18 protein-coding genes and 1 riboswitch are annotated in these 21,247 nt (G+C 65.9%); of the genes, 11 read left to right on the forward strand and 7 right to left on the reverse strand.

From position 1 onward, the window contains the following. Positions 1-43: 43 nt before the first annotated feature. Positions 44-790, reverse strand: a complete 747-nt coding sequence (locus IVB42_RS00750) for a uroporphyrinogen-III synthase (protein ID WP_018459701.1) — start codon at positions 788-790, stop codon at positions 44-46. A gap of 163 nt (positions 791-953) precedes the next feature. Here IVB42_RS00750 and tsaD point away from each other — a divergent pair, with 163 nt between their 5' ends. From tsaD to IVB42_RS00765, 3 genes are read left to right on the forward strand one after another with little or no spacing between them, the layout of a single operon-like run. Continuing rightward, positions 954-2,027: a tRNA (adenosine(37)-N6)-threonylcarbamoyltransferase complex transferase subunit TsaD gene (gene tsaD / locus IVB42_RS00755; RefSeq protein ID WP_018459700.1), complete on the forward strand. Its 1,074-nt coding sequence runs from the start codon at positions 954-956 to the stop codon at positions 2,025-2,027. Positions 2,028-2,029: 2 nt separating this feature from the next. Then, on the forward strand, positions 2,030-3,010 hold the full coding sequence (locus IVB42_RS00760; RefSeq protein WP_018459699.1) for an NAD(P)H-dependent glycerol-3-phosphate dehydrogenase: 981 nt from the start codon (positions 2,030-2,032) through the stop codon (positions 3,008-3,010). A 2-nt stretch (positions 3,011-3,012) separates the two neighbouring features. After that, positions 3,013-3,426, forward strand: coding sequence for an EVE domain-containing protein (locus IVB42_RS00765; RefSeq protein WP_026233864.1), 414 nt, complete (start codon positions 3,013-3,015; stop codon positions 3,424-3,426). A gap of 81 nt (positions 3,427-3,507) precedes the next feature. Here IVB42_RS00765 and IVB42_RS00770 read toward each other — a convergent pair whose 3' ends face one another. Continuing rightward, on the reverse strand, positions 3,508-4,602 hold the full coding sequence (locus IVB42_RS00770) for an adenylate/guanylate cyclase domain-containing protein (protein ID WP_018459697.1): 1,095 nt from the start codon (positions 4,600-4,602) through the stop codon (positions 3,508-3,510). Between the two features lie 101 nt (positions 4,603-4,703). On the opposite strand from IVB42_RS00770, the gene IVB42_RS00775 reads away from it, so the two are divergent. Then, the gene (locus IVB42_RS00775) at positions 4,704-5,159 is read left to right on the forward strand and encodes an SRPBCC family protein (RefSeq protein ID WP_247397671.1); all 456 of its coding nucleotides are present in this window, start codon (positions 4,704-4,706) and stop codon (positions 5,157-5,159) included. Positions 5,160-5,170: 11 nt separating this feature from the next. Here IVB42_RS00775 and IVB42_RS00780 read toward each other — a convergent pair whose 3' ends face one another. Further along, the gene (locus IVB42_RS00780) at positions 5,171-6,340 is read right to left on the reverse strand and encodes a DNA topoisomerase IB (protein ID WP_018459695.1); all 1,170 of its coding nucleotides are present in this window, start codon (positions 6,338-6,340) and stop codon (positions 5,171-5,173) included. Positions 6,341-6,740: 400 nt separating this feature from the next. Here IVB42_RS00780 and acs point away from each other — a divergent pair, with 400 nt between their 5' ends. Then, on the forward strand, positions 6,741-8,687 hold the full coding sequence (acs, locus tag IVB42_RS00785) for an acetate--CoA ligase (RefSeq protein ID WP_247295805.1): 1,947 nt from the start codon (positions 6,741-6,743) through the stop codon (positions 8,685-8,687). A 443-nt stretch (positions 8,688-9,130) separates the two neighbouring features. After that, positions 9,131-9,646, forward strand: coding sequence for a L,D-transpeptidase (locus tag IVB42_RS00790; RefSeq protein WP_018459693.1), 516 nt, complete (start codon positions 9,131-9,133; stop codon positions 9,644-9,646). A 54-nt stretch (positions 9,647-9,700) separates the two neighbouring features. Here IVB42_RS00790 and IVB42_RS00795 read toward each other — a convergent pair whose 3' ends face one another. Together IVB42_RS00795 and IVB42_RS00800 are read right to left on the reverse strand one after the other, a co-directional pair. After that, positions 9,701-10,291, reverse strand: a complete 591-nt coding sequence (locus IVB42_RS00795) for a thermonuclease family protein (protein WP_026233862.1) — start codon at positions 10,289-10,291, stop codon at positions 9,701-9,703. Between the two features lie 57 nt (positions 10,292-10,348). Further along, a complete protein-coding gene (locus tag IVB42_RS00800; RefSeq protein ID WP_018459691.1) occupies positions 10,349-10,558 on the reverse strand; it encodes a DUF1674 domain-containing protein in 210 nt (69 codons plus the stop codon). Between the two features lie 186 nt (positions 10,559-10,744). On the opposite strand from IVB42_RS00800, the gene IVB42_RS00805 reads away from it, so the two are divergent. From IVB42_RS00805 to purH, 3 genes are all read left to right on the forward strand, one after another. Beyond that, complete coding sequence (locus IVB42_RS00805) at positions 10,745-12,091, forward strand: RsmB/NOP family class I SAM-dependent RNA methyltransferase (protein WP_026233861.1); 1,347 nt, start codon at positions 10,745-10,747, stop codon at positions 12,089-12,091. Between the two features lie 156 nt (positions 12,092-12,247). After that, positions 12,248-13,966, forward strand: coding sequence for a heparinase II/III family protein (locus tag IVB42_RS00810; protein ID WP_026233860.1), 1,719 nt, complete (start codon positions 12,248-12,250; stop codon positions 13,964-13,966). Between the two features lie 59 nt (positions 13,967-14,025). Next, positions 14,026-14,107: riboswitch (ZMP/ZTP riboswitch) on the forward strand. Positions 14,108-14,129: 22 nt separating this feature from the next. Beyond that, entirely contained in the window at positions 14,130-15,722 is a 1,593-nt protein-coding gene (gene purH, locus IVB42_RS00815) for a bifunctional phosphoribosylaminoimidazolecarboxamide formyltransferase/IMP cyclohydrolase (protein WP_018459688.1), read from the forward strand. A 163-nt stretch (positions 15,723-15,885) separates the two neighbouring features. Here the strand turns inward: purH and IVB42_RS00820 are convergent, their stop codons facing one another. Next, positions 15,886-17,274, reverse strand: a complete 1,389-nt coding sequence (locus IVB42_RS00820) for an MFS transporter (RefSeq protein ID WP_018459687.1) — start codon at positions 17,272-17,274, stop codon at positions 15,886-15,888. A 99-nt stretch (positions 17,275-17,373) separates the two neighbouring features. Here IVB42_RS00820 and ggt point away from each other — a divergent pair, with 99 nt between their 5' ends. Then, complete coding sequence (ggt, locus tag IVB42_RS00825; RefSeq protein ID WP_247469623.1) at positions 17,374-19,125, forward strand: gamma-glutamyltransferase; 1,752 nt, start codon at positions 17,374-17,376, stop codon at positions 19,123-19,125. Positions 19,126-19,236: 111 nt separating this feature from the next. Beyond that, positions 19,237-20,532 carry an MFS transporter gene (locus IVB42_RS00830; RefSeq protein WP_018459685.1) on the forward strand — a complete coding sequence of 432 codons (1,296 nt, stop codon included), beginning with the start codon at positions 19,237-19,239 and terminating at the stop codon, positions 20,530-20,532. A gap of 10 nt (positions 20,533-20,542) precedes the next feature. Here IVB42_RS00830 and IVB42_RS00835 read toward each other — a convergent pair whose 3' ends face one another. Continuing rightward, complete coding sequence (locus IVB42_RS00835; protein WP_018459684.1) at positions 20,543-21,208, reverse strand: glutathione S-transferase; 666 nt, start codon at positions 21,206-21,208, stop codon at positions 20,543-20,545. Positions 21,209-21,247 lie beyond the last annotated feature (39 nt).

Raw genomic sequence — 21,247 nt, forward strand, 5'->3', positions numbered from 1 at the left:
CCTGAACGAACGGACCCGATTGCGTCGGATTCGGCCCGACCTCTTACGCCAAACGGGTGCGCAAAGCACGCTCCAAGGTGTCAAATAAGGCATTTTCGTCCGGCGTCGCCGCAACCAGAACCTGCGAGGCACCGGCCTCGCGCAGTACGCCGGCGACCGGCTCGGACAGGCAGCACTGCGGGATCGCCAGAGCCGAGATTTCGACACCTTCCGCCCGCGCGGCCTCCAGGAAAGCCCGCGCGCTGCGCCGGGAGTAGTGCAGCACCGCCTCGATCCCATGGGCGGCAAAGCCTTCACAGACATCGCGCGGCAACAGCTTGACTGGCGCCATGCGATAGGTCGTCTGCGTGATGACGATGAAGCCTTCGGCGCCCAGCTCCCCGCCGAGGTCGCGCGACAGATCCGCGCCCGCGAGATAGAGCAACGTGCTCTTTTTCTTCAGCCGCTTGTCGCGCGCGCTCTGCATCACCTTGTCGCGCAGGGCAGCGGCATCGCCACCGGCGACGATCACCTCGGCAAAACCGGCATCGCGCCCGGCGGCAGCCGTGTGCTCGCCGACCGCGAACAGCGGCAGCTGCAGGAGACCAAGGTCCGGTAATTGCGATGCGACGCCACGGATCGCATTGGCCGATGTGACAATGACGGCGCTGTAGCTCGTTTCACTCTCGTCATGGAAGGCGACCGGCTCGAACTTGAGCACCGGCGCGAGCAGCACCACATGACCCCGTGCACGCAGATTTTCCGACGTCGCCTCATTGTCGGGATGCGGCCGTGTGACAAGAATGGACATCGCTTGTGTTCCCGAACCACGTGGCGGTGGCGCTTTCACGAGGAACGGCAGCGCGTGACGATTGCGTTGGCCGACCCCGGAATGCTACCGGACGTACCAGAACTCTGCTTTGCGGATGAGCGCAAGGGGGCGGGAAGGGCGCAAATTGGATAACAATTCGCCAATGCTGGTACTGGGCATCGAAACCACCTGCGACGAGACCGCCGCGGCGGTGATCGAGCGTGCGCCTGACGGCAGCGGCAAGATCCTGTCCAATATCGTGTGGTCGCAGGTCGAGGAGCATGCCCGTTTCGGCGGCGTGGTACCGGAGATCGCGGCCCGCGCCCATGTCGACCTGCTCGACGGCATCATCGACCGCGCCATGACTGAGGCCGGCATCGACTTCGCCCAGCTCGACGGTGTCGCGGCCGCCGCGGGCCCGGGACTGATCGGCGGCGTCATCGTCGGGCTCACCACCGCGAAGGCGATCGCGATGGTGCACGACACGCCGCTGGTCGCGGTGAACCATCTGGAAGCGCATGCGCTGACACCGCGCCTGACCGACGCACTCGAATTTCCCTATTGCCTGTTTCTCGCCTCGGGCGGCCATACCCAGATCGTTGCCGTCACCGGCGTCGGACAGTATGTGCGGCTCGGCACCACCGTCGACGATGCGATCGGCGAAGCCTTCGACAAGGTGGCGAAGATGCTGGGGCTGCCCTATCCGGGCGGCCCGCAGGTCGAGCGCGCGGCAGCCAACGGCGATGCCGCGCGATTTGCGTTTCCGCGGCCGCTGCAGGGACGCCCCGACGCCAACTTCTCACTCTCGGGATTGAAGACAGCGGTGCGCAACGAAGCAAGCCGGTTGGCCGAGATCACACCGCAGGACGTCAACGATCTCTGCGCGAGCTTCCAGGCCGCCGTGCTCGACTCCACCGCCGACCGGCTGAGCGTCGGCCTGAAACTCTTCCGCGAGCAGTTCGGTGCACCGCGTGCGCTGGTGGCGGCCGGCGGTGTCGCCGCCAATCAGGCGATCCGCGGCGCGCTGCATGACGTTGCGAGGAAAGCCGGAACACAATTGATCATGCCGCCGCCGGCGCTCTGCACCGACAATGGTGCAATGATCGCCTGGGCCGGCGCGGAACGTCTCGCGCTCGGCATGACCGACACGATGGAAGCACAGCCTCGCGCGCGCTGGCTGCTCGATGCGAACGCGACGGCACCGGCCGGATACGGCAAGACACGCGCGGGATTCTAGCAATGACAGCGTTCCGATCTGTCGCGGTGATCGGCGCGGGCGCCTGGGGCACGGCGCTGGCGATGGTGGCGGCGCGGGCCGGACGGAACGTGACGCTGTGTGCGCGCAATTCCGAGCACGCGACGCGAATCGCATCGAGCCGCGACAATCCGCGGCTGCCGGGCGTGCGGCTTGCGCCGGAGATCATCGTCACGAGCGACCTGGCCCTCGCCGCACGCGCGGACATGCTGCTGATCGCAGTGCCCGCGCAGCATCTGCGCGGTGCTGTCAACATGCTCGCCTCGCACCTGGAAAAGCCGGTGCCGATCATTGCCTGCGCCAAGGGCATCGAGCACGGCACCCATAAATTCATGACCGACGTGATCGCCGAGGCCGCGCCTCACGCGCAGCCGGCGATCCTGTCGGGCCCGAGCTTTGCCGACGATGTCGCGCGTGGCCTGCCGACGGCGGTGACGCTGGCCGCAAAGGACGACGCCTTGGCGAGCCACCTGGTGCAGGCGCTGGGCTCGCCGACGTTCCGGCCCTATCACTCCACCGATGTCCGCGGCGTCGAGATCGGCGGCGCCGCCAAGAACGTGCTGGCGATCGCGGTCGGCATCGCGGTCGGGCGCAAGCTCGGCGCTTCCGCCCAGGCCGCACTTACCACCCGCGCCTTTGCCGAGCTGACACGCCTCGGCCGCGCGCTCGGCGCACGCAGCGAAACACTCACGGGCTTGTCTGGCCTCGGCGATCTGATCCTGACCTGCTCGAGCCCACAATCGCGCAATTTTGCGCTCGGCCTGTCGCTTGGCCGCAGCGAGCAGCCGCCCGCCGGCAAGCTTGCCGAAGGCGAATTCACCGCGCCGGTACTGATCGAGCTCGCGGCTTCGCAAAACATCGAAATGCCAGTATCGGAAGCCGTCGCATCGATCCTGACCGGCAGAAGCACGATCGACGCCGCGATCTCGGGGCTCATGACGCGACCTTTCAAGGCGGAGGAATGAACATGGCGTACTGGCTGGTGAAATCCGAACCATCGGTGTGGTCCTGGGACCAGCAGGTGGCGAAAGGCGCCAAGGGCGAAGCCTGGACCGGCGTGCGCAATTACACCGCGCGCCAGAACCTCGTCGCCATGAAGAAGGGCGACAAGGCGTTCTTCTATCATTCCAACGAGGGCAAGGAGATCGTCGGCATCGCGGAGATTATCAAGGAAGCCTACCCCGATCCGACCGACAAGACCGAGAAATTCGTCTGCGTCGACATCAAGGCCGACAAGCCGTTGAAGATTCCGGTGACGATGGCCGCGATCAAGGCCGAGAAGAAACTCGCCGACATGGCGCTGGTGAAATATTCGCGCCTTTCGGTGCAGCCGGTGACGGCCGAGGAATGGAAGCTCGTCTGCAAGATGGGCGGGATGTAGGCTTGGGTGCTGTAGCCCGGATGAGCGAAGCGATATCCGGGACTACTGCTGCGATCCCGCATGTCGCTACGCTCATCCGGGCTACGACATCGGAGCTTGTTTCTCCGGCAGCGCAAATATCTCGCATGGCGCGGCGATGCCCCGCAGCGAATGCGATCCGAGCGCGATCAGAGGCATGTCGGTTTCCGCGGCGAGCGCGCCCGACACCAGCACGGTTCTGCCGAGCGGCTTGCACAATCCTTCGAGCCGGCTGGCGAGATTGACGGCGGGACCGATTGCGGTGAAATCCAGCCGATTGGCGGCACCGATATTGCCCCATAGCATCTCGCCGAGATGCAGCGCCGCGCCGAACGCGAGCGGCGGCAGACCTTGAGCACGGCGCTCCGCGTTGAGATACACCATCCCGGCTTCGGCTGCGCGCGCGGCACGCAGAGCTGCATCGGACGCTTGGCGCGGTGACGGCCTGACCACCGGAAAGATCGCGAGCACACCGTCGCCGATGAATTTCAGCACCTCGCCGCCGAAGGCGTGGACCGCGCCGGCGATGCGATCGAACCAGGCATCGAGCGCCGCGATGACCTCGGCAGGCGGATTGGTTTCCGACAGGAGCGTGAAGTTGCGCAAATCGGCATAGAGCAGCGCGGCCTGTATGGTCTCGCCGAGGTCGCGCCGCAGGGGTGCCGCCAGCACCCGCTCCGCACTGCGCTTGCCGAGATAGGCATCCAGCGTCGCGCGCAACGTTGCACGCGCGGCAAGTACGGCAAGGGGTGTGGCGGCAAAGCGCGCGGCCTGGCGCAATTGCTCGGTCTCGTCCGCGGTGAACGGACGCGGCCCGATCCAGCCGAGCAACGGCCCGTCGGGCCGTCCGACCAAATCTTCGTGCACTTCACCCTCCGCGATGTCGCGCAGCCAGCGGCGGCCGGCATCGTTGGGCGGGTCGGGCGCGAGGCCGCCTGGTGCGAAGCCGAGCGCTTCGATCACCCGGCCGTTCTCCGCGCGCCACAACCAGGTCCGTTTCGCGATCAGCGGATGTGGCACCTCCAGCGTCAGGCTGCCCGCCGCAAGCGGCACGCCATCGGCGACCAGATGTGCGCCAAGGTCCGCGAGCAGGCGGTCGGCGCCGGCGCTATCGGCGGCGGCATCGACAAGCCAGGCGAGTGTCGGCGAGAGGTGCATGGCCCGATCATGACGAAGGCAGGCGGTCTTTGTCACGGGCAATCCTTGACGGGCCGCTCGAGCGCCGCCATGTCCCAGTGTCAGCCCAGGGGTGATCGTCGATGACCGAACCGTTCATAGTGCGACGCGAGACCCAGATCGCGGCCCCACGCGCCACCGTTTTCGCCTACCTGACCGACCCCGAGAAGATTTTGAGCTGGATGGGTTCCGAGGCGACCACGGAGCCACATCCCGGTGGGCTGTATCTGCTCAAAGGCATCGGCCCCCGCGGCGGCGTTGCCCGCGGCGCATTCCGCGAAGTCGTGCCGGTGCATCGGCTCGCCTACACGTTTGGATGGGAGGGCGGCCAGGAAGTGCCGCCCGGCTCAAGCCTGATCGAGATCGACCTGATCGAACGCGACGGCGGCACATTGCTGCGCATGACCCATAGCGGGCTGCCGACCGAGGAACAGGCGGCCGCCCACGCGACGGGATGGGCGCACTATCTGGGACGGCTCACGGCGGCAGCCGCGGGCGGCGATCCCGGTCCCGACAACGGCGTTTCCAACAAGGCGTAACGACGCCGAGGTCAGACCGCCGCGGTCGCCACCACCTGCTGCAAAAGCTGCTCGCGCCTGGCCTGCGAGCGCTGGCCCTTCATGGTCGCGGCGAAGCGTTCCAGGATGCCGTCCTCGAACGCGGTGACGATGGTATCGTGAACATAGCTCTTGCGGCAGATCGCCGGCGTGTTGGAGAGCTGGTCGGCAGCGCCGCGGATCGCCTCCAGCACCTGCTTCTTGCGGCCGCGCTGGCTGGTCGCCGGCGTGATCCGCGACAGCGATTCCACGACGACGGCAGAGGCCATCAGCGTGCGGAAATCCTTCAGCGAGATCTTGATGCCGGCGATCTCGCGCAGAAACGCGTTCACCTGCGTGGTGCTGACCGCGCGCACGATGCCATAGGGATCGCGATACTGGAACATGCGCTTGCCGGGAACGCCCTGCAAGATCCCGATGGCGCGCACGAGCTTGGCCGCGTCGCACTCCTTGCGCACCGCCTTGCCGCCCTTCGCCTTGAAGGTCAGCACGAAGCTGTCGTCTTCCAGCGAGACGTTGGACTTCAGCAGCGTGGTGGCGCCGCGGGTGCCGTTGAGACGGGCATAGGATTCGTTGCCGGGGCGGATCGCGGTGCGCGCGATCAATTCGATGACGGCGGAGAGCGCGAACTCGCGGGTCGGCTCGTCGCCCGACAGGAACGCCGAGACCTTGCGCCGGATCTTGGGCAGCGCGCCGACGAGCTTTTCCAGGCGATGCGCCTTGCGTTGCTCGCGGACCTTCTCCCAATCGGCGTGATAGCGATATTGCAGCCGGCCCGCGGCATCGCGTCCCACTGCCTGGAGATGCGTGCTCGGATCGGCCGAGTAGCGCACCTCGCGATAGGCCGGCGGCACCGCCATCGAATGCAGCCGCCGAATGGTGCGGGCATCGCGGATGTGGACGCCGTTAGGCCGCACGAACGAATAGCCCTTGCCGCGCCTGACGCGGCGGATGGTCAGCTCGTTCTGGTCGCCGAGCCGCAGGCCCAGTTCCTTGGCGAGGGCCTCGACCGTCGTCGACGGCGCCGCGTCGAACACTTTCTTCGGGCTGGGACGGCCGGAACCGGCCGGTTTCGGCCATTGTCCGAGGGCTTTGGCCAGCGCGATGGCTGCAGGATCGGCTGAAGCGGGCCGTATCGTCCCGAGATTCTGCTGATCCATCATAGTCTTATGCCTTAGCCCTGTCTGTTGTCGGTCAATGCCGCTGTTCTGATTTTTGTTCCAAGGGGTCTCGTTGGACCCGGGTTGGCCATTTAGGGTGTTCCGAACCGCATTGCGAGTCCCGAATCAGTGAGAGGCGGTTTCTAAATACCTCTGCTGAATGCATGGCGCTCTGCGCGGGCCCATTCCGAGCATCTGGGTGAAGACCCCAAAGCCGCCCGTCGCCCTGTTTCAAAACTGCGACAGTCGCACGAAACGGCTTGATCCTCCGCATGGCAGGCTGCTCGCCGAAGGTCCAGCTTGTGCACCTTGTCGGGTCCGGTTAGCCCGACGCATAATCGGTTCAACGATCAAGTCGGCTCGCCAGTGGTCCGTGCTCGGCTCGCCGTATGTGGAGGGAAACATGTCCGAGAAGATCTACGACGTCCCCGCAGAATGGGCGAAGCGCGCCTGGGTCGACCAGGCCAAGTACAAGGACATGTACGCCCGCTCGATCTCGGACCCGAACGGTTTCTGGGCGGAGCAGGCCAAGCGCATCGACTGGATGCACGCGCCGACCAGGATCGAGAACGTCTCCTTCGCGCCCGGCAACATCTCCATCAAATGGTTCGAGGACGGCGTTCTCAACGTCGCCCATAATTGCATCGACCGGCATCTCCACAATCGCGCCAACCAGACCGCGATCATCTGGGAAGGCGACGATCCCTCCCAATCCCGGCACATCACCTACAAGGAGCTGCACGACGAGGTCTGCCGGATGGCCAACATCCTGCGCACCCGGAACGTCAAGAAGGGCGACCGCGTCACCATCTACCTGCCGATGATTCCGGAGGCGGCCTACGCGATGCTGGCCTGCGCGCGGATCGGCGCGATTCACTCCGTGGTGTTCGCCGGCTTCTCGCCCGACAGCCTCGCCCAGCGCATCAACGACTGCCAGTCCAAGGTGATCATCACCGCCGATGAGGGCCTGCGCGGCGGCAAGAAGGTGCCGCTGAAGGCCAATGTCGACGCGGCGCTCGCCAAGGCAGACGGCGTCGACTGGGTCGTCGTGGTCAAGCGCACCGGCGGCGCGGTCGAAATGAATCCCTCGCGCGACCTCTGGTACCACGACGCCGCCAAGATGGTGACGACCGAGTGCCCGGTCGAGCACATGCACGCCGAGGATCCGCTGTTCATCCTCTACACCTCGGGCTCGACCGGCCAACCCAAGGGCGTGCTGCACACCTCCGCCGGCTATCTCGTGTTCGCCGCGATGACGCATCAATACGTCTTCGACTATCACGACGGCGACATCTACTGGTGCACCGCCGACGTCGGCTGGGTCACCGGCCACAGCTACATTCTCTACGGACCGCTCGCCAACGGCGCGACCACGCTGATGTTCGAAGGCGTGCCGAATTACCCGGATAATTCGCGATTCTGGAACGTCATCGACAAGCACAAGGTCAACATCTTCTACACCGCGCCGACCGCGATCCGCGCGCTGATGCGGAGCGGCGACGCGCCCGTGAAGAAGACCTCGCGCGCCAGCCTGCGCCTGCTCGGCTCGGTAGGCGAGCCGATCAATCCGGAAGCCTGGGAGTGGTATCACCGCGTCGTCGGCGACGACCGCTGCCCGATCGTCGATACGTGGTGGCAGACCGAGACCGGCGGCATTTTGATCACGCCGCTGCCCGGCGCCACGAAGCTCAAGCCGGGCTCGGCGACGCAGCCGTTCTTCGGCGTGGTGCCTGAGATCGTCGACGCCGACGGCAACGTGCTGGACGGCGAGACATCAGGCAATCTGTGCCTGACGCGGTCATGGCCGGGCCAGATGCGCACGGTCTATGGCGACCACGCCCGCTTCGAGCAGACTTATTTCTCGACCTACAAGGGCAAGTACTTCACCGGCGACGGCTGCCGGCGCGATGCGGACGGTTATTACTGGATCACCGGCCGCGTCGACGACGTCATCAACGTCTCCGGCCACCGCATGGGTACCGCCGAAGTCGAAAGCGCGCTGGTGGCGCATGAGAAGGTCTCGGAAGCCGCCGTGGTCGGTTACCCGCACGACATCAAGGGTCAGGGCATTTACGCATATGTGACCCTGATGGCCGGCATCGAGCCAACCGAGGATCTACGCAAGGAGCTCGTCACCTGGGTGCGCAAGGAGATCGGCCCGATCGCTGCGCCCGACCAGATCCAGTTCTCGCCCGGCCTGCCCAAGACCCGATCCGGCAAGATCATGCGCCGCATCCTACGCAAGATCGCCGAGGACGAACCGGGCAGCCTGGGCGACACCTCGACCCTGGCCGATCCCGGCGTGGTCGACGACCTCGTCAAGAACCGTCAGAACAAAAAGGCGGTCTGAGCCACATCGTCCTGTGCCCCGGACGCAGCGTAGCGCGCACTTCGCGGTGCGCTGCAGAGTCGGGGCCGATGCAACGGCAGACTCTGTGGCCTTCTAGATCCCGGCTCTGCGTCGCACCGCTTCGCGCTGCGCCGCGTCCGGGACACGAGATCGCATCCCCGCGTTAGCGCTCCCCCGAACAACGGCCGTTCACATCCTCACGCACTTGTCAGGCCGCGCCCCGGCGCCCGGGCATCTTTCCCGCCAAGTGTTGTTTTCAGGTCATTTACTTTGTTTCGAACATTTCCTTTGTTCCCCCTGCTGGCTGGCCCTTGGCGGCCGTGCGTGGAAACCATCCGGTTAACAGGCGCGGTTAAGAATGTCCCCTAACAAGGACTTGGCGAGCCGGCGATTGCCGGTTTTGCGTAATCTTGGACGGTCCGTTCGGGGCAAGGGGAAAATCGATGTCGATGAGGATTGCTGTGGCGCTGGCCGCCACCGTCGTGACTGGGGTCTTAACGTTGACGGCGGCGCAGGCGCGGCCGGAAATGGTGGGGACGAACCTGGCTGACTATTCGCCGGGCACCATCGTGGTCAAAACCAACGAGCGTCGGCTCTATCTCGTCCTCGATAGCGGCCACGCCGTGCGCTACCCGGTCGGCGTCGGCAAGTCCGGCAAGCAGTGGGCCGGCACCACCCGCATCGACGGCAAGTACCGCAATCCGGCCTGGGCGCCGCCCGCCGAGGTGAAGCGCGACAAGCCCAGCATCCCGGACGTCATCCCGGGCGGCTCGCCCCGCAATCCGATGGGCGTCGCGGCGATGACGCTGTCCGGCGGTGAATACGCGATCCACGGCACCAACGTGCCGGGCTCGATCGGCGGCTTCGTCTCCTATGGCTGCATCCGCATGCTCAACGACGACATCACCGATCTCTACAGCCGCGTCTCGGTCGGCACGACGGTGGTCGTGACGCGCTGATCGCCGGCATCAGGACGACACGGCAATAGCCGCGTCGTTCGACGCGGCTTTTTGTCACCAGAAGCGCCAGCTCCGCGCGCACCAGCCGTCGCGATGGCCGCCATTGTAGCTCCGCGCGTAACCGCCCGCGAGCAACGCCGCCGAGACATTGGTCGTGCGTTTGGTCGCGACGTCGGCGAGAACGCGACCATATTTGTCGGCACCGAGGTTGGTGATCGTCACGCCACCCTGTGCGAGCAGATCGCGCAATGCGCGGGCCGCGGCTTCGGCCTTGTCCAGTTCCTCCTGGCAGGATGCTTTCATCTCGGGTGCGTCGATGCCGCGCAGGCGAACGCGCACGATGAGATCGCGGCCGTCGCGCTGACGAACGCGTGCGAGAAAGGTGTCGCCGTCAATGGTGCGAACGACATCGACCGGCTCGCGACGATCGGGATGGCCGCCTTGCTGGAGCACAATCTCGGCGTCTCGTGATTGACCGTCGGTCACGTGAGGGAACTGCCAGTTCATCCCATGCCGGGACGTGAACACCACGGCCACCACGATTCCAACCACGAACATCCACGGCAACAGCCCTGAGAACCGGCGACCAAATGGCGAGCCGCTGTATGAAGGCCGATATGGATGGCTTGGATCGAAACGCGACATCCGCGCACGCTAGGGCTGAGTCGGGCAGTCCGGCAAGCGAGCCTCAAAAGACAAGCTTCAGAAGTCGGAAGCGATGCCCTTGCGCTCCCAATCGCCATAGCGGGTCGGTTCGGGTCCTTTTGGGCCCTGCAACTCCTTTGGCGCCGCCTCGCCGTCGTTCTTGGCTCGGGCTGCCGCAGCCTGACGGCGCGCTTCGGCCTCGGCCAGCGCGCGCTGGGCGGCCGGCGTAAGCTGCTTGCGGTCGGGAACGGGAGGCTGGTCACTCATAGGCGGCTTTCTAGCGCGGGACGGCCCGCGGCGCGACGCCCAATAACGCATTCCTGAAATTGCTCCGAAAGGGCTGAAAAACCCGGAAGCGATTCTTACATTTGGCATATTCGCGTGCCAGAGATCGCCTTCTCAAGGCATGCGCCCATTACGGCGAACTGCCGCTGCTCAGAACCTTGTTTCCGCATGCCTTCTCAACGTTTCGCTCCTCCATCCGAAGTGCCCGGTCTCGCGGCGCGGCGGATTGCCGCCGACATCGTGGACGGCGTGCTGCACAAGCACCGCACACTTGACGAGCAGCTCGACGGCAGCGGCGCCCATCCCGGACTGAAGACGCTCCCCGACCGCGACCGCGCGCTGATGCGCCGCCTGGTCGCCACCGTGCTGCGCCGGCTCGGCACGCTCGGCCATGTGCTGTCCCGCCTGCTCGACAAGGGCATTCCCTCCGACGCGCCGCGCGCGCAGAGCGCGCTGTTGATCGGCGCCGCCCAGATCCTCTGGATGGACGTGCCCGATCACGCGGCCGTCGATCTCTCCGTTCGCCTCGTGCAATCCGACCGGCGCGCCGCGCGCTATGCCGGCCTCGTCAACGCCGTGCTGCGCCGCTGCGCCCGCGAGGGCAAGGCGCTGGTGGACGAGGTTGCCGCGCAGTCGCTGGACCTGCCGCCCTGGATGGTCGCGCGCTGGAGCGCGCATTATGGCGAGACGGTCGCAAGGGACATGGCGCTCGCGCTCAGCCATGATCCGTCGCTGGATCTGACCGTGAAGTCGGACGCCGCGCAATGGGCGAGCCGGCTCCATGGCGAAGTGCTACCGACCGGATCGGTGCGCACGGTGCTGCACGGCGCGGTGACCATGCTTCCCGGCTTCGCCGAAGGACAATGGTGGGTGCAGGACGCCGCCGCTGCGTTGCCAGCCCGGCTGTTCGGCGACATCAAGGGCAAATCCATCGCCGATCTCTGCGCCGCTCCCGGCGGCAAGACCGCGCAACTGGCGCAGGCCGGCGCGCACGTCACCGCCATCGACCGCTCGCCTGCCCGGGTGGCACGGCTGCGCGAGAATCTGACGCGGTTGTCGCTGCAGGCCGAGACCGTCGTCGCCGACGCCGCGGAATGGGCCGGCCCTGCCGATGGCTTCGACGGCATCCTCATTGATGCGCCTTGCACATCGACCGGGACGATCCGCCGCCACCCCGATGTATCCTGGCTCCGGCAGGAATCCGACATCGCCGCAATGACCGCGCTCCAGCGGCGGCTGCTGCAAAAATCGGTCTCGCTACTCAAGCCCGGTGGGACGCTAGTTTATTGCACCTGTTCGCTGGAACCTGAAGAGGGCGAGCATGCGGTCGCCGCGCTGCTGACCGCGGAGCCCGGTCTTCGCCGGGTTCCGATCGATGCGTCCGAGGTGTCGGGGCTCAGCGAGATCATTACCGCCGAGGGCGATCTGCGCACCCTGCCCAGCCATCTGCCGAACGCCGATCCCAAGCTCGGCGGGCTCGACGGATTTTTCGCGGCCCGGCTCGTTAAATCCTGATTTTGCACTGGATTTTGCAAACACGGCACTGATTCGCGTCGTTCAAGGTGGTGTCGGCCGTCCGATTTTGGGATTAATAAGGATTCGTCGGAATCCTCTCCCCCATCAAGGCAAGGCGTGTCGGTCGCTCAACGCAGACGTATCTCGACGCTGGTGATGAACCGCTTCGCGCGGAACATGCTCGCGCGCGCGAGCGGCGGTTCCGTCGCCCTGTCGCGGGTTTGGCCCGGCCGCGCCGACCGGCTGATCATCGCGCCGCATGATCTACGCACCGCGGATGCGACCCGCGCCGCCGAGATCTATGCCGGCCGCTTCGTCTTCGCCGGCAAGATCGTCAATTGCCACGGCCGCTCGATCTTCGATCTCGAGCCGCCGTCGGAAGATTGGGAAGTTGCGCTGCTCGGCTTCGGCTGGCTGCGCCATTTGCGCGCCGCCGACACCGCGCTGACGCGCGCAAATGCGCGCTCGCTGATCGAGGACTGGATCGGCAACCCCGCCAGCAAGCGCCGTCCCGTCGCGCGACGCGCCGACGTGCTGGCGCGCCGCGTGATCTCCCTGCTGTCGCAGGCGCCGCTGGTGCTGAACGATACCGACAACAAATTCTATCGTCGGTATCTGCGCGCGCTGGCGCGCGAAATCCGCTTGCTGCGCTACACCATGGTCAACATCCCCGACGGAGTGCCGAAGCTCCAGGTGCTGATCGCGCTGTGCTATGCGGCGTTGTGCCTTGCCAACCAGGCAAGTCACATCCGCAGCACCTCGAAAAAGCTCTCGGATGAATTGCAGCGGCAGATCCTGCCCGACGGCGGCCATGTCTCGCGCAACCCGGGCGCGCTGATCGAGCTCTTGATCGACCTGTTGCCGCTGCGGCAGACCTTTGCCGCGCGCAACATCGCGCCGCCGCCCGCGCTGCTCAACGCGATCGACCGCATGATGCCGATGCTGCGCTTCTTCCGCCACGGCGACGGCAATTTCGCGCTGTTCAACGGCATGAGCGCGACCCCGTCGGACCTGCTCGCGACGCTGCTTGCCTATGACGACACCCACGGCGCGCCGATGTCGAACATGCCGCATACCGGTTTCCAGCGCCTCGATGCCGGCCAGACCACTTTGATCATCGACACGGGCCCGCCGCCGGCGGCCAGCGTCAGCCACGACGCCCATGCCGGCTGCCTGTCGTTCGAACTCTCCTCCGGCATCAGCCGCATCGTCACCAATTGCGGCATGCCGGCCACGGGCCGCGACAATTGGCGGCCGTTCGCACGCGGCACGGCGGCGCATTCGACGCTGACCTATCACGACACCTCGTCATGCCAGTTCGTGGAGATGTCGGCTATGAAGCGGCTCTTGCACGGCGCTCCGGTCACCAGCGGCCCCGTCGAGGTTGAGAGCTATCGCGAAATCGTGCAGAACGGCACCCTGCTCACGACGTCGCATGACGGTTACCTGACAAAATTCGGCGCGATCCACCGCCGCGTACTGATGATCGCCAATGACGGCGCGCGCATCGACGGCGAGGACACGTTGTCGCCGCCGCAAGGCGGGCGCTTCAAGGGTCCGGATGCCGATTTCGCGCTGCGATTCCATCTGCACCCGGCGGTGAAGGCGAGCCGGCTGTCCGACGCCCGCGGCGTCATGCTGGTGCTCCCGAATCGCGACGTCTGGACCTTCGAGGCGCTCGACGACAAGGTGGAGCTGGAGGACAGCGTATCCCTGGCCGGCAATGACGGCCCGCGCCGCACCGCGCAGATCGTGATCCGCCAGGACGCGCGGCAGGCGCCCTCGATCCGCTGGAGTTTTGTGCGCTCCACCGCCTCGCCGGCGGTCACGAATGCCCGCAGAAATGCACGGCGGGAGCCGGAACTTCCGCTGTAGACGCATGCGATTCGGCACCATCTGGTCGTTGTGATAGCGACCGAAAACTGCTATCGAGCCCTCGCTCGCGCGACTGGCGACCTTGGATGGAGCACCATCGGGAAGCGCGGGACACAGCTGCCGCGCGCCTGGGCATTACTCCTTCAGACAGAGGATCTTGCTCATGACTGACCATCCCCGCCGCGTCACCCGCGCACTTCTCTCCGTTTCCGACAAGACCGGCCTGATCGACTTCGCAAAGGCGCTTGCCGCGCACGATGTCGAGCTGATCTCGACCGGCGGCACCGCGAAGGCGATCGCCGCGGCCGGCCTCGAGGTGAAGGACGTGTCCGAGCTGACCGGCTTCCCCGAGATGATGGATGGCCGCGTGAAGACGCTGCATCCGAAGGTGCACGGCGGTCTGCTCGCGATCCGCGACAACAAGGACCATGCGGATGCGATGACGGCGCATGGGATCGCGCCGATCGATCTCCTCGTCGTCAATCTCTATCCGTTCGAGGCGACCGTCGACAAAGGCGCGGGCTTCGAGGATTGCATCGAGAACATCGACATCGGCGGCCCCGCGATGATCCGCGCCGCCGCGAAGAATCATGACGACGTCGCCGTCGTGGTCGAGGCGCAGGACTATCAGGCCGTGCTCGATGAGCTCGCCGCCAACAGCGGTGCAACCACGCTGAAGTTGCGCCGGCGCCTTGCCGCCAAGGCTTACGCGCGCACTGCCGCCTATGACGCCGCGATCTCGAACTGGTTCAATCGCCAGCTCGAGATCGACGCGCCCGATTTCCGTGCCTTCGGCGGCCGGCTGATCCAGTCACTGCGCTATGGCGAGAATCCGCACCAGACCGCGGCGTTCTATGCGACGCCCGACAAGCGGCCGGGCGTCTCGACCGCGCGGCAGCTCCAGGGCAAGGAGCTCTCCTACAACAACATCAACGACACGGATGCGGCCTATGAATGCATCGGCGAGTTCGACGCCAAGCGCACCGCAGCCTGCGTCATCGTCAAGCATGCCAATCCCTGCGGCGTCGCGGAGGGCTCCGACCTCGTCGGCGCCTACAGCAAGGCGCTGGCCTGCGATTCCACCTCGGCGTTCGGCGGCATCATCGCGATGAACCGCGCACTCGATGCTGACACCGCGCGCGAGATCACGAAAATCTTCACCGAGGTGATCATCGCGCCTGACGCTAGCGAGGAAGCGATCGCCATCATCGGCGCGCGCAAGAACCTTCGGCTTCTGCTCGCCGGCAGCCTGCCCGACCCGCGCGCGCCGGGCCTCACCGCCAAGACGGTGGCGGGCGGTCTCCTCGTGCAGAGCCGCGACAACGCCGTCGTCGACGACATGACCTTCAAGGTTGTCACGAAGCGCGCGCCCACTGATGCCGAGATGCGCGACCTGAAGTTTGCTTTCCGTGTCGCAAAACACGTCAAGTCCAACACCATCATCTACGCCAAGGATCTCGCGACCGTCGGCATCGGCGCCGGCCAGATGAGCCGGGTCGATTCAGCGCGGATCGCGGCACGCAAGGCTCAGGATGCGGCCGCCGAGCTGAAGCTCGCCGAACCGCTCACCAAGGGCTCGGTGGTGGCGTCGGATGCGTTCTTCCCGTTCGCCGACGGCATGCTCGCCTGCATCGAGGCCGGCGCCACCGCCGTGGTGCAGCCCGGCGGCTCCATGCGCGACGACGAAGTGATCAAGGCCGCCGACGAGCATGGCATCGCCATGGTGTTCACCGGCACGCGGCACTTCAGGCACTAGATCTGTCGTGTACTAAACTCTCGACGGGTCGTCCCGGCGAAGGTCGGGACCCATAGCCCAGGAAGTAGTTTGGTGTGCGGTACTGGCCGTGTCGCGGCAACGAGCAATCACGCGGTATGGGTCCCGGTCCCCGTGCGCAATTGCGCACTAGGCCGGGACGACGCTAATTTTCCCGCACCCGCATCAACAGCGCCAGACCCGCGACGAAGAACACCACCAGCACGGCCATGCCGGCCTTCTGGCTCGCCGTCACCGCGGTGATCACGCCGATCAGCAGCGGGCCGATGAAGGACGTCACTTTCCCCGTCAGTGCGAACAGACCGAAATACTGCGCGATGCGGTCCTTCGGTGCGAGACGGATCAGAAGCGTACGTGAGGCCGCTTGCAGCGGACCACCGGCCGCACCGATCAGGCAGCCCAGCACCAGATAAGCGCGCTCTGACGCGGCGGCGAACAATCCGCCGCCGGGCGCGGGCGGCGCGACCTTGATGAAGAGGATCGAATCCTTGTCGACCAGCAGGATCGCCGCCAGCGCCAGCAGCAGGACCAGCATGCTGCCGGCGATCACGCGCTTCGGCCCGAAGCGATCGTCCAGCTTGCCACCAAACCACGCGCCAAACGCGCCGGCGATCGCGAGCATGATGCCAAACGTGCCGATCTGGATCGTGTGCCAGCCGAACGTACCCGCGGCATAGATGCCGCCGAAGGCAAACAGCGACACCAGACCGTCGGTGTAGATCATGTTGGCGAGTAGAAACGCCGCAAGCGATTTCTGCTGCGGCAGCCCCTTGATCGATTGCTTCAGCTCCGACAGCCCCTCGTGCAGCGCCTCGCGCACCGGACGCTTCGCCGGATAGTCCGGCGTGAACAGGAACATCGGCGTCACGAAAACGATGAACCAAAGCCCGGTCAACGGTCCGGCGGCGCGGTCGCCCTGATGACTGACGGGATCGAGCCCGAACAGAGGCGTGAGACCGAGCAGCGTGCGACCGGTCTCGGGGTTCGCGGCGAGCAGGCCGAGCACGATGATCAGGCTGACGATGCCGCCGACATACCCCGTCGCCCAGCCGGTGCCGGAGAGCCGCCCGATGCGCTCCGGCGGCACCAGCGTCGGCATCATCGCATTGTTGAAGAGAGTGGCGAATTCCGCGCCAACGCTGGCGAGCGCGACCGCGGTGAGCAGCGGCGGAATGATCGAGGGATCGCCGGGCTTGCCGATCCACAGCGTGCAGGATGCCAGCACCAGCACTGCGCCGAATCCGGCGATCCACGGCTTCCTGCGGCCCGACGCATCGGCGATAGCCCCCAGCACCGGCGACATCAAGGCAATCGCGAGGCCCGCGGCAGCCATCGCAAAGCCCCACAACGATTGCCCGGTGGCGGGATTCGGCGCAATGCCGGTGGCGAAATAGGGCGCGAACACGAAGGTCGTGATCAGCGTAAAATAAGGCTGCGCGGCCCAGTCGAAGAAGATCCAGCTGACGACGGCGCTGCGCGGCGGATAGGTCCGCTGCGCGCCGGCGATCCGCGCATCCCGGGCGATCGTCGTCACTCCATAATCCTCATCACGAACAGTTTTGCCTCTGTCGGGGCAAACCGTATAGCATTGCAGCGCTGCATGTGAACTGCCCATGGCCATTGCGGAAGTTTGATGATGTCGTCTTTTTCGACACGGCGGACATTTTTCGCCTTCCTTGCCACTCTGGCGTTCGGACTTCCGACCGCGACCGCGCAGGATGCGCGGCGGGCCTATGTGCCGCCCGCGCTCGACACCGTGCACGCCGTTCCCGCCGAACACGGCATGGTAGTAGCGCAGGAGAAAATCTCCGCGCAGGTCGGCGCCGATATCCTGCGGCGCGGCGGCAATGCCGTCGATGCCGCGGTCGCGACCGGCTTTGCGATGGCCGTGACCTATCCGCGGGCCGGCAATATCGGCGGCGGCGGCTTCATGGTGATTCATTCCACCGAGCGCAACGAAGACATCACGATCGATTATCGCGAGACCGCGCCGGCTGCGACCACGCCGCAGATTTTCCTCGGCGCCGACGGCAAGCCCGATGCGGCGAAGTCGCGGGATTCTGCGCTCGGCGTCGGCGTGCCCGGCACCGTCGCGGGTCTTGCGCTCGCCCTGGAAAAATGTGGCTCGGGCCGGTTCACGCTGGCGCAACTGCTCGAGCCCGCGATCGTGCTCGCCCGCGACGGCTTCCTCGTCGGCGACGACATTGCCGACACGCTGCCGGGCTGGCACAAGCAGCTGGTGCGCTGGCCCTCCTCGGCCCGGATATTCTCGCGGCCTGATGGCACGCCGCTCAGCCAAGGCGACAGGCTGGTGCAGAGCGATCTCGCCGAAACGCTGTCGACTGTCGCCGTACAGGGCCCGCGCGGTTTTTATGAAGGGCCGGTCGCGGAAAAACTCGCCAAGGCCGTGACTGATGCGGGCGGCATCATGACGCCAGCGGATTTGAAATCCTATCAAGCGGTGATCCGCGCGCCGGTGCGCGGCACCTATCGCGGCTATGACATCGTGTCGATGCCGCTGCCGTCGTCGGGCGGCGTGGTGCTGGTGGAGACGCTCAATATTCTCGAAGGTTTTCAGCTCGCCGATCTGAAGCAGGGATCGCCGGCCTCGCTGCATCTGTTGATCGAGGCCATGAAGCGCGCCTATGCGGACCGGGCGCGCTATCTCGGCGATCCCGCCTTCGTCAACGCGCCGATCGGGACGCTCACCGGCAAGGACTATGCGGCCAAGCTGCGGGCAACCATCTCCGCGGATCGCGCCACGCCGTCGGAACAGCTCGTTTCCACTGCGACCTCACCGCATGAGGGCAGCAACACCACGCATTTTTCCGTCGTCGACGGCAGCGGCAACGCGGTCAGCAACACCTATACGCTGAACTTCAGCTACGGCGTCGGCCTCGTCGCCGACGGCACCGGCGTGCTGCTCAACAACGAGCTCGACGATTTCACCGCAGCGGTCGGCGCTTCCAATGCCTACGGCCTCGTCGGCTTCGAGGCCAATTTGCCCGGGCCGGGCAAGCGGCCGCTGTCCTCGATGTCGCCGACCATCGTCCTGAAGGGCGGCAAGCCGGTGCTGGTGACGGGCTCGCCGGGCGGCAGCCGCATCATCTCGGCCGTGCTCCAGGTGATCGTCAACGTCCTCGATTACAAGATGGACGTCGCGGCTGCCGTGGCCGCGCCGCGGCTGCATCACCAATGGTTGCCCGACGAGGTCCGGGTCGAGAGCGGCTTTCCCGATGATGTGCTGCTCGAGCTGAAGGCGATGGATCATCTCATCGTCACGCCGATGGGGCAGACATCGGCGAATTCGATCGCGGTGACCGCCAACGGGCCGCTCGGCGCGCCCGATCCACGCACCCGGGGCGCGGAAGCAGCGGGGCAGTAACTCTGTACTTGCATGGCGCGAAGGCCGGCGGCCGGCTTGCGCGCGCCCCCGCGCGTGCTACCACCGCCAGGCCAGAGAAACTGCCAAAGAAAACACTGTCGGGAATCGCGCATGACCACCGTTGATCCGAACCAGCGCATCGAACGCGCCGAGATCGAGGACACCAGCCTTCTTGCCTTCTATCGCGACATGAACGCGCCGGAGCGGCGGACGTTCTGGGCGTGCGCCGCAGGCTGGGCGCTCGACGGCATGGACTTCATGATCTATCCGCTGGTGATCGGCACCATCATCGCGCTGTGGAAGGTCGATGCGGGGTCGGCCGGGCTCGCCGGCACCGTGACGCTGCTGGCCTCCGCGATCGGCGGCTGGCTCGGCGGCTATCTCTCCGACCATATCGGCCGGGTCAGAACGCTCCAGATCACCATCATCTGGTTCTCGTTCTTCTCGCTGGTCTGCGCGGTCGTGCAGAATTTCGAACAGCTCCTGATCGCACGCGCGGTGCTGGGCCTCGGCTTCGGCGGGGAGTGGGCGGCGGGCGCCGTGCTGATGGGTGAAGCGATCCGGCCGCAATATCGCGGGCGTGCAGTCGGCTCGGTGCAGTCGGGCTGGGCCGTCGGCTGGGGCCTCGCGGTGCTGTCGCAGGCGATCCTGTTCTCGGCTTTGCCGGCGGAGACAGCGTGGCGCTGGATGTTCGTGATCGGCGCGTTGCCCGCGCTGCTGGTGTTCTACATCCGCCGCTCGGTGACCGAGCCGGAGATCGCGGCTGAGGCCCGCGCCAAGCAGGCCGCGAGCGGCAATCGCCCGGCGCTCTGGGAGATTTTCTCGGGCCCGATCCTGAAGACCACGATCCTGGCGTCGCTGATGGCCACGGGCTGCCAGGGCGGTTATTACGCCGTCACCTTCTGGGTGCCGCAGTTCTTGACCAAGGAGCGGCATCTGTCGATCGTCGGCTCGACCGGCTATCTCTCGACGCTGATCATCGGCTCCTTCATCGGCTATCTCACCGGCGCGTGGCTCGCCGACCGGATCGGACGGCGCAATCTCTTTCTGACCTTCTCGATCGGCGCGATAGCGGTTGTGCTGCTCTACACGCAGCTGCCGCTCACCAACGAGGTCCTGTGGGTGCTCGGCTTCCCGCTCGGCTTTTTCGCCTCGGGCTATTTCTCCGGCGTCGGCGCGTTCCTGACCGAGCTTTATCCAACGCGACTGCGCGGCTCGGGCCAGGGCTTTTGCTACAATTTCGGCCGCGGCATCGGCGCGCTGTTTCCGTTCCTGGTCGGAGCGCTATCGGCGACGACGTCGCTTGCGAATGCGATCGCCATCTTCGCGGTGGTGGCTTACGCGCTGTTCTTCATCGCCGCCTTCGCGCTCCCGGAGACGCGCGGGCGCGTGCTGCACGCGGACTGATGAAAGCTAACTATCGACCGACCTGATACGGCCCGCCCTTTTCGAGGGCGCGGCTGTACGCCGGCCGTGCATGAATGCGCTCCAGGAACGCCATCGCGTTGGGATGGCCGAGCTCCAGCCCGCCGCGCGCCTGGGCTGCCTCAAGCGGAAAGCTCATCTGAATGTCGGCGGCGGTGAACTCGTTGCCGGCGAACCACTCGCTCTTGCCGAGCTCGCCTTCCCAATAGTCCATGTGCTGCTTCAGCTGCGGATTGACCAGCGCAGTAAGCGCCTGGTTCGAGACCTTGCGCACCAGCGGGCGGAGCAACGCCGGCGCGCGCTTCGGCATCAGCGTGAACAGCAGCTTGAGCAGCAGCGGCTGCATCGCCGAGCCTTCCGCATAGTGCAGCCAGTAGGTGAAGCGCAGCCGCTCCGGCGTGTTCGGCGGCGGGACCAGCCGGCCGTTGCCATAGGTGGCGATGAGATATTCGATGATCGCGCCGGATTCGGCGATGGTGTTGCCGTTGTCCGTGATAACGGGCGACTTGCCGAGTGGATGGATGGCGCGGAGCTCCTTCGGCGCGCGCATGTCCGGCTGGCGCTGATAGCGCACGATCTCGTAAGGCACGCCCAACTCTTCGAGCAGCCACAGCACGCGCTGCGAGCGGGAATTGTTGAGGTGATGAACGGTCAGCATCGCGTGGTCCCCGGGGCTAGGCATGGTTCGATCGGCCGC

It is taken from the genome of Bradyrhizobium sp. 45 (assembly GCF_023073155.1).
In the GTDB taxonomy this organism is placed as follows: domain Bacteria; phylum Pseudomonadota; class Alphaproteobacteria; order Rhizobiales; family Xanthobacteraceae; genus Bradyrhizobium; species Bradyrhizobium canariense_D.